General features: G+C 64.0%; 8 protein-coding genes. 2 read left to right on the forward strand and 6 right to left on the reverse strand.

Going from position 1 to position 8,054, the window contains the following annotated elements:
* The 6 genes from WCB02_RS00635 to mobB form a co-directional block, all read right to left on the reverse strand.
* A partial coding sequence (locus tag WCB02_RS00635) for a 2Fe-2S iron-sulfur cluster-binding protein (protein ID WP_423955197.1) occupies positions 1-806 on the reverse strand: 806 nt, incomplete at its 3' end.
* A complete protein-coding gene (locus tag WCB02_RS00640) occupies positions 803-2,506 on the reverse strand; it encodes an NADH-ubiquinone oxidoreductase-F iron-sulfur binding region domain-containing protein (protein WP_423955199.1) in 1,704 nt (567 codons plus the stop codon). The genes WCB02_RS00640 and WCB02_RS00635, both read right to left, overlap by 4 nt.
* A gap of 262 nt (positions 2,507-2,768) precedes the next feature.
* Positions 2,769-4,424 (reverse strand): OFA family MFS transporter, encoded by a 1,656-nt coding sequence (locus WCB02_RS00645; protein ID WP_423955201.1) that lies wholly within the window; start codon positions 4,422-4,424, stop codon positions 2,769-2,771.
* Between the two features lie 250 nt (positions 4,425-4,674).
* A complete protein-coding gene (locus WCB02_RS00650; RefSeq protein ID WP_423955204.1) occupies positions 4,675-4,926 on the reverse strand; it encodes a sulfurtransferase TusA family protein in 252 nt (83 codons plus the stop codon).
* A 41-nt stretch (positions 4,927-4,967) separates the two neighbouring features.
* Positions 4,968-6,221 carry a gephyrin-like molybdotransferase Glp gene (gene glp / locus WCB02_RS00655; RefSeq protein ID WP_423955207.1) on the reverse strand — a complete coding sequence of 418 codons (1,254 nt, stop codon included), beginning with the start codon at positions 6,219-6,221 and terminating at the stop codon, positions 4,968-4,970.
* A gap of 8 nt (positions 6,222-6,229) precedes the next feature.
* The gene (gene mobB / locus WCB02_RS00660) at positions 6,230-6,757 is read right to left on the reverse strand and encodes a molybdopterin-guanine dinucleotide biosynthesis protein B (RefSeq protein WP_423955209.1); all 528 of its coding nucleotides are present in this window, start codon (positions 6,755-6,757) and stop codon (positions 6,230-6,232) included.
* Positions 6,758-6,896: 139 nt separating this feature from the next.
* Between mobB and WCB02_RS00665 the strand changes: the two genes are divergently transcribed.
* On the forward strand, positions 6,897-7,787 hold the full coding sequence (locus WCB02_RS00665; RefSeq protein ID WP_423955211.1) for a formate dehydrogenase accessory sulfurtransferase FdhD: 891 nt from the start codon (positions 6,897-6,899) through the stop codon (positions 7,785-7,787).
* Positions 7,780-8,054 (forward strand): NTP transferase domain-containing protein (locus WCB02_RS00670; RefSeq protein WP_423955213.1); only part of this gene is annotated, 275 nt, incomplete at its 3' end. The genes WCB02_RS00665 and WCB02_RS00670, both read left to right, overlap by 8 nt.

Consider the following 8,054-nt stretch of genomic DNA (forward strand, 5'->3'; position numbering starts at 1 on the left):
CCGAAGCGGCCCTTGACGCAGAGCCGATTGTGATTGGCCGGACCGTCGCGGCCCTCGGCATAGATCACCTTGTCGTCCTTGACCTGATAGGTGACCTGGCAGCCGACGCCGCAATACGGACACAGCGAATCGACCTGCTTGTCCGGATAGGTGACGCGCGTCTGCTTGTCGTCGAGCATGACCGCGGGCATCAGCGCGCCGGTCGGGCAGGCCTGCACGCATTCACCGCAGGCGACGCAGGTCGATTCCCCCATCGGATCGTCGAAATCGAACACGATTTTTGCATCGTGATTGCGATAAGCCATGCCGATGACATCGTTGACCTGCACCTCGCGGCACGCGCGCACGCACAGACCGCACTGGATGCAGGCATCGAGATTGACCCGCATCGCCGGATGGCTGGCGTCGGCCTGCCAGCGCTGAGCCGCCGGAAAGCGGCTCTCGGTGACGCCGGTGGTCTCGGCCCAGAGCCAGAATTTCGAATCCGGGTCGTGCGAGGTGTCGCGCGCCGGCTGGTCGGCGACCAGCAGTTCCATCACCATCTTTTGCGCCGCAACTGCGCGGGCGCTCTCGGTCTTGACCTTCATGCCGACGCTGGGCGTGCGCTTGCAGGACGCCGCCAGCACGCGCTCGCCTTCGACCTCGACCATGCAGGCACGGCAATTGCCATCGGGCCGATAATCCGGCGCCGGCGAATAGCAGAGGTGAGGGATCTCGCGGCCCTGCCGTTTGGCGACTTGCCAGATGGTCTCGCCCGGCCCGGCTTCGACCTGCTTGCCGTCGAGTTCGAACTGGATCTTGGTCATTCCGCGGCGTCCTTGAATTCGTCAGGGAAGTATCTGAGCACGGAGGTCAGCGGATTCGAGGCCGCCTGGCCGAGCCCGCAGATCGAGGCATCTCGCATCGCCTGGCTCAATTCGTCGAGCAGTTGCCGGTTCCAGACCGGCTGCTGCATCAACAGCGCCGCCTTCTCGGTTCCGACCCGGCACGGCGTGCACTGGCCGCAGCTCTCATCCTCGAAGAAGCGCATCAGGTTGAGGGCTGCACCCCTGACGCTGTCCTGCTCAGACAATACGATGACGGCAGCCGAACCGATGAAGCAACCGTATTTCTCCAGCGTGCCGAAATCGAGCGGGATGTCGTCCATCGACGCCGGCAGGATACCGCCGGACGCGCCGCCCGGAAGATAGGCCGAAAACCTGTGGCCGTCGGCCATGCCGCCGCAGTACTCGTCGATCAGTTCGCGCGCCGTGATGCCGGCCGGCGCGAGCTTCACCCCGGGATTCCTGACACGGCCGGAGACCGAATAGCTGCGCAATCCCTGGCGTCCGTTGCGGCCATGGCTCTTCCACCAGTCCGCGCCCTTTTCGATGAGATCGCGGATCCACCACAGCGTCTCGACATTGTTGATCAAGGTCGGCAGGCCGAACAGCCCGACCTGGAACGGATAGGGCGGCTTGTGCCGCGGCAGGCCGCGCTTGCCTTCGATGCTTTCGAGCAGCGAGGATTCCTCGCCGCAGATATAGGCGCCTGCGCCACGCCGCATGTGCAGCGCCGGACCGCCCGGCGGCAGTTTCGCGATCTCGCGCGCGAGGATTTCGCGGGCAGCCGGGTATTCGTCGCGGATATAGATGTAGACGTCGGACGCCTCCACGACATGCGCGGCGATCAAGGTGCCTTCGAGAAAGCGGTGCGGATCGCTGTTGAGATAGACGCGATCCTTGAACGTGCCCGGCTCGCCCTCGTCACCGTTGACGGCGATCAGCCGCGGCCCGGGCTCGCCCAGCACCGCTCGCCATTTGCGACCGGTGGGAAAGCCGGCGCCGCCGAGACCACGCAGGCTGGAATCGTCGAGAACCTTCAGGATGTCATCCCTTGTGACCACACCAGAGCGCAGCCGCGTGAGCAGCCGGTAGCCTCCATCGGCGACATAGGCGTCATAGTCGATATGGGCCGGAATGTGCGGATGCGTGTCGCCGCGCTGGGCCGTGGCCAGCACCTCCGCGGCCGTCGCGTGACGTACGAAATGGTGGCCGACCTCAGCGACCGGCGCGGCATCGCACAGGCCGTTGCAAGGCGCGCGCACGACGCGAATGCCGGGGCCGGCGCGGTCCCGCAAGTCCCGCAATAATTGTTCACCGCCGAGCACCGCGCAGGTCAGGGAATCGCAGACCCGGATAGTCAGCGGCGGAATGTCGGGCTCGCCCTCCTTCACCACATCAAAATGCGCGTAGAAGGTCGCCGTTTCGAACACTTCGGCAAAAGACAGCCTCATCTCGTCAGCCAGCGCGGCGAGATGAGCTGCGGAGATCTGTTGATACTTGTCCTGAATCAGGTGCAGATGCTCGATCAGGAGATCACGCCGCCGCGGCCGGTCGCCGAGCAGGAGTTCGATCTCGTGCGCGGCGGCCGGATCGATCTGACGGCCCTTCGGCGTCGCCTTGGCCCGCCTCCGTCCCGCGCCGGGGTGTTCGAACGCGCGAACCTGCTGCACATCCTGACTCATCTGGAACGCCTCGTTTCTGCAACGCCTCGTTCTGCCCCGGTCGGAGCCATCCTATTCGTTGGCATACCAGATGCCAATAGGTACCGCGATGAGATTCAAAGGTTTTTGAACATGGAACCGTCCCCTGCCGCTCCTAGGCTCGGCCCGGAACCCAAGGGCCGACCTCCAGGATGGCAGTTTCCTCGGATCTTTTGTTTAAAAAGTATTAGGACCGCGGGACGCGAGTGGTCCACGTCGCGCGTGTACCCAGGCTATACAGCACTCAGAAAATCTTGATCGCGCTGTCGAGAGTTTTCCACACGCCCCAGATGAGCGGAATCCCAACCACGATCCAAAACAGCGCGGCCTTCGTGTCAAGTCCGCCCTTGCCGATGCCGAACGAGCCGTGCTGGATCGCAGCCTCGCTCTTGGCGCTGTCCGCCTGGAGCCTGGCGACTTCCGCCTCACTCAGGTGCCATTTGTCGTCGACCGGTTTGATCAGGAAGTTGCAGATCAGGCCGACGATGAGAAGTCCGGCCAGGATGTACATGGTGCGATCATAGACCAGCGCCCGGTCGATACCGGCCTTGAGTTGCGCATCGCGGATATAGCCGACCAGAAGCGGCCCGACGACGCCCGCGGTCGACCACGCAGTCAGCAATCGGCCGTGGATGGCGCCGACGAATTGCGCACCGAACATGTCGGCGAGATAGGCCGGAATGGTCGCGAAACCACCGCCATACATCGTGATGATGATGCAGAACGCGCCGACGAACAGCGTGCGCGAGCCCATATGCGCGAAGCTCGGCGACAGCGCATAGAGCGCGATGCCGAGAAGGAAGAACGCATAATAAGTATTCTTGCGTCCGATGTGATCCGACAACGAGGCCCAGAAGAACCGGCCGCCGATGTTGAACAGTGACAGCAGTCCGACGAACCCGGCCGCAATGGTGGCGATCGCCACTTTTTGCGAGGTGTCGAGCGCGGAAAAGCCGAGATCCGGCTTGCCGATCAGCGCGCCGCCGAAGATCTCCTGCAACATCGGCGAGGCCATCGCGAGCACGCCGATGCCGGCGGACACGTTCATGCACAGCACCATCCAGATCAGCCAGAACTGCGGCGTCTTGTGCGCATCCTCGAGATGGACGTTGTTGCGGCTGATCAGCGCAGTCGCCTTGGTCGGCGCGGTCCAGCCGTCGGGCTGCCAGCCCGCGGGCGGCACGCGATAGCCGAACGAACCGATCATCATGAACACGAAATAGATTGCGGCCAGCACCAGGAAGGTCTGCCAGACGCCGACTGAACTCGGCGTCTTGAAGTGATTGATCAAGAGATTGGCAAGCGGGGAGCCGATCATCGCGCCGCCACCAAAGCCCATGATGGCCATGCCGGTCGCCATGCCCCGCCGGTCGGGAAACCATTTCACCAATGTCGACACCGGCGAGATGTAGGCGAGGCCAAGCCCGACGCCGCCGATCAAGCCAAGACCGAGCCACATGATCCAGAGCTGGTGCACATAGACGCCCAACGCCGAGATGGCGAAGCCCCCCGCCCAGCACACCGCCGAGACCGCGCCGGCCTTGCGCGGGCCGGCGCGTTCCAGCCAGCCGCCGAACACGGCAGCCGACAGCCCGAGCATCACGATCCCGATCGTGAAGATGATCAGAAGATTGGTGACCTGCCAGTCGCAGGTGGTTGTGAAGAGATCACTGATGATCGTCTGCCCCGCGCATGCCAAGGGCTTGTCGATGCCGATCGCGCGCGACAACGGCAGCCAGAACACGCTCAGGCCATAGGACATGCCGATACAGAGATGAATGCAGAGCGCCGCGGGGGGCACCAGCCAGCGATTGAAGCCCGCCTTTGCAATTGTGTGCTCGCGATCGAAGATACCTGCCCCCGCGCCGGCCATCGTGCCAGCGCTTTCTACCGTCGCCATTCGTCCCTCCTTACAGCCGCGCCACACGGGCGTATGCACTGTTCACGATCCCCGGTCCCCTGATCACCGCAAGTGCTGCGATTTTGCTGCAGCGCGGGGATGTACGGATCGAATTTTGCAATCGCGAGAGCGGAAACACATGCCACAAGCTTCACACCCATCGAAAGACCAAATTGGGGCAGAACACGTCAAGCGTGTCGATTGGTAAAAGGTAGCGAAAACCTTCGCAGCTGCGAAAAAACCGTGCGACTCAACGTCGCCCGGTTGCGGGAACCCCGTCGATCTTTTCGATCAGGAATACGATCCGCTGTGCGTCGCGTTGCGCGATCTCGACCTTGTCGCCGGTCTCCCGGATCAGGTTCGGGATATCGATCACCGCGAGCGGATCGGTGCAATGGACTTCAAGGAAGTCCCCCCGTTTCAGCGGCTTCAATGCCTTGCGCGTCTTCAGCGCCGGCAATGGACACTTCAATCCGGTCAGGTCAAGCATCGTCGTCGTCATCCCGGCAACATGGCGAAGCCGGCCTATGTCGTCAACGCCAGCTAGAGCAGAGCTGCATAGCCGAGAAATCCGACATGCTGGCCCGGCTCGACTTTGGTCACGCTCTCGCCAAGTTCGACCAGCCCGTCGGTCTCCACCAGCGACGACAACAGGCCCGCGCCTTCGCGCGGAAACTTGATCGCCTCCAATTCGCCATCAGCGCGCTTGCGCAAGTTGACGCGGACATATTCGCGCCGCCCGCCTTTCTTCTTGTAGGTGAAGGCGGCGCGCACCGGGATCGCAACGGGATGAGCGAGCCTGGCGCCCGACAGCGCCAGCACCGTCGGCCGCACCACATGGACGAAGGTAACGAAGCTCGCGACGGGATTTCCGGGCAGGCCGATGAAGGGCGTGCCGCCGATGATGCCCATCGCGACCGGACGTCCCGGCTTGATCGCCATCCGCCACAGCACCAGCGAGCCTACGCTGTCGACCCCGGCCTTGACGTGATCCTCTTCGCCGGTCGAGACCCCGCCGGTGGTGAGAATCAGATCGTGCATGGCGGCTGCCTGCTGCAGAGCCTGCGCGAGCAAGGTGCGCTGGTCGCGCAGAATACCGAGATCGCTGACCTCGCAGCCGAGCCGCCGCAGCATCGCCATCAGCATGAAGCGGTTGGAATCGAACAACTGCGACGGGGCCCGCGATGTTCCCGGAGAGGCCAATTCGTCGCCGGTCGAGAACACGGCGACCTTGATGCGCCTCGCCACCGCAAGCCCGGTCAGGCCGAGCGCGGCGGCAAGCGCGACATCCTGCGGCCGCAATCGCGTTCCGGCCTTCAGCGCGACATCGCCTGCGGCAATATCTTCGCCGGCGAGGCGGACATTGGCCCCGGCCTTGAGACCAGGGGGGACGACGACGCGGCCGGCTTCGTCGACGCGGATGTCCTCCTGCATGAACACCGTATCGGTGCCTCCAGGCATCGGCGCGCCGGTGAAGATGCGCACCGCATGTCCGGGCTCGGCCGCCTGCGCGGCGTGACCGGCCTGCACGCGTCCACTCATCGGAAAGGCCCGTTCCAGCGCTTGCGGAAGATCGCCGCTTGGCAAGGCATAGCCGTCGACGGCGGAATTGGTGAAGGGGGGCAGCGGCAACGGCGCCGCGACATCGTGCGCCAGGATGCGCCCGTCGGCCTCGATCAGCGAAACGGCTTCGACCTCGCAAACCGCCTTCACACGCGCCACGATGATGCCGACGGCCTCGTCGACCGACATCAGCGGGCCGCCGAAGGCAAAACAGTCGTCGGACAATTGCGCCATGGTCGCCTTCAGCTTTCGGCTGCGCTCCGTGCCAGCACATCCTCGATCGTGATCGCCGATCGCAGCATCATGGCGGCAATCGCCGGGATATCGTCGAGATGGGCGGCGGGAAGCCGGGTTTCAACGGTGGCGTCGGTCGCAATACCCACGATGGCCGGATCGTCGGGGAAGAGCAGCGGCTTGCCGTTGGCCAGCCGGTGCACCTCGATCTTGCGATGCGGGTCGGATTTGTAGCCCTCGATGACGACGAGATCGACGCGCGACATCTTTGCCAGCAGTTCCGGCAGGTGCGGTTCGGTGGCGCCGCGCAGTTCGTGCATCAACGCCCATCGAGTGGCCGAGGACACCAGCACCTCCTCTGCGCCGGCCTGACGGTGCAGCCAGGAATCCTTTCCGGGCACATCGACGTCGAATTGATGATGGGCATGCTTGATGACGGAGACACGCAATCCCTGCGCGAGCAGATGCGGGATGACCCGTGTCAGCAAGGTGGTCTTGCCGGCCCCGCTCCAGCCCGAGAGCCCGATCACTTTCATCATATTCTCCGCGCCCGGCCGCGCTCAAAAGACCAATAAGAGGCCAGCAAAAAGCCCGTCAGAAACCAGCAGGAACCGCCCCAGGCTATCCCAAGGCTTTATATCGGCCAAACCACCTTGTCATGCTAAGCTCTGAGCCATGACGAAGATCGAGCAAGCCCCGGTTCCCCTGATCGTCCCGCACCCGGACGATCCGGGCCTGACCGAGCGTGTCACGGGCACCGATCAGACCGGCGCGAAGGTCGAGATCAAGGTGCCGGTGGAACGGCCGCTGACCCTGTATCTGAACGCGCAGGAGATCGTCACCATGATGACGATCGGCGATTACCCGGAATATCTCGGCCTCGGCTATCTGCTCAACCAGAACATGCTCAAATACGACGACGTCGTCACCGAAGTGGAGTACGATGACGACTTGCAGGTCGTCGTCGTACGCACCGCGCATCACACCAACTTCGAGCAGAAACTGAAGAAGCGCACGCAGACCTCCGGCTGCGCGCAGGGCACCGCATTCGGCGATCTCCTGGAGGCGGTGGAAAGCGTGGCGCTGCCGAAGGCCGAGCTGCGCACCTCCTGGCTCTACCAGATGACGCACGCGATCAACACCATGCCGTCGCTCTATCTCGAGGCCGGCGCGATCCATGGCTGCGTGCTGTGCAAGCAAGGCACGCCCGTCTGCTATACCGAGGACGTCGGCCGCCATAACGCCGTCGACAAGATCGCGGGCTGGATCTATCGCCACCGCGTCGATCCGGCCGACAAGATCCTCTACACCACGGGACGGCTGACCTCGGAGATGGTGATCAAGACGGTGCGGATGGGGATACCGGTCCTGGTTTCCCGCTCCGGCTTCACCGCCTGGGGCGTCGACCTGGCGCGGCAGGTCGGCCTGACGCTGGTCGGCCGCGCGCGGGGAAAGCGCTTCATCGCGCTGTCGGGCGAGGAGCGTATCGTCTACGATCAGAACCTGACGTTCGTCGAAGAGGAATCGGCCCGGCACAAGCGCAAGGGCGAAAGCCGAGATGATTGAAGCGGCGATTGAGGCAATCCCCGGCTTGCTGCTCGCCGGCGGCCTGGCGCGGCGGATGGGCGGCGGCGACAAGCCGATGCGCAGCATCGCCGGCCGCACGATCCTGGAACGGGTGATTGCGCGGCTGAAGCCGCAATGCGACGGGCTGATCCTCAATGCCAATGGCGATCCGGCGCGCTTCGCCGCGTTCGGCCTGCCGGTGATCGCCGACACGGTCGCCGATTTTCCCGGGCCGCTGGCCGGCATTCTCGCCGGCCTGGACTGGAC

Origin of the sequence: Bradyrhizobium sp. (genome assembly GCF_049581145.1) — a bacterium.
GTDB lineage: Bacteria > Pseudomonadota > Alphaproteobacteria > Rhizobiales > Xanthobacteraceae > Bradyrhizobium.